The sequence below is a fragment of the Klebsiella sp. MS 92-3 genome, from assembly GCF_000195655.1.
Classification (GTDB): domain Bacteria; phylum Pseudomonadota; class Gammaproteobacteria; order Enterobacterales; family Enterobacteriaceae; genus Klebsiella; species Klebsiella pneumoniae.
This window is the reverse complement of sequence record NZ_GL882839.1, coordinates 81,267-81,715: the sequence shown is the minus strand read 5'-3', so window position 1 is coordinate 81,715 and position 449 is coordinate 81,267. Positions and strand designations below refer to the sequence as shown.

The 449-nt window shown below is 57.7% G+C and carries 1 protein-coding gene; it reads right to left on the bottom strand.

The genetic code is table 11. From position 1 onward, the window contains the following. Positions 1-25 precede the first annotated feature (25 nt). Positions 26-271: a YmjA family protein gene (locus HMPREF9538_RS06985; protein WP_002906114.1), complete on the bottom strand. Its 246-nt coding sequence runs from the start codon at positions 269-271 to the stop codon at positions 26-28. Positions 272-449 lie beyond the last annotated feature (178 nt).

Below are 449 nucleotides of genomic sequence, written 5' to 3'. Positions count from 1 at the left end.
CCCGCGGGTAGGCTGACGTTGAGCTTTATTCGTTGCCCCACTGATTAAGGAAATTAGCGATATCGTCAATGCGGTCTTCGTTAATGGCCGCCTCGCGGGCCATTTCTCGCTGCGCCTCTTCGTCAATCTCTTCGTTATTAGTTAACCGCGCAATCAGCAGTTGGAAATAGCGCGCCAGCGCATCGCGCTCTTCATCCTTTACCGGCGCAGCCGCTTCGGTCTCGTATTCGTCCACGATGTCATAAAATTTCAGGGGGATGTCATTACTCATCTGTCGTCCTCAGGGGTGGCGTCGGGGCCAGGGTTAGCGCACAGCGGCGGGCGAACATCATAGCATGCGGCCAGAGTAGCGGAGTGGAGGAAAGAAAAAATTGCCGCAACCGGGAGGCGAGGGGCCAGTATATAGCCGCAAGGGTTGGCCGGGAAAATACCGGCGCGGGGGGGGGGGG

Excerpts from the sequence above, each read along its gene's own strand:
- HMPREF9538_RS06985 (WP_002906114.1), bottom strand. The coding sequence starts at position 271 with ATGAGTAATGACATCCCCCTGAAATTTTATGACATCGTGGACGAATAC.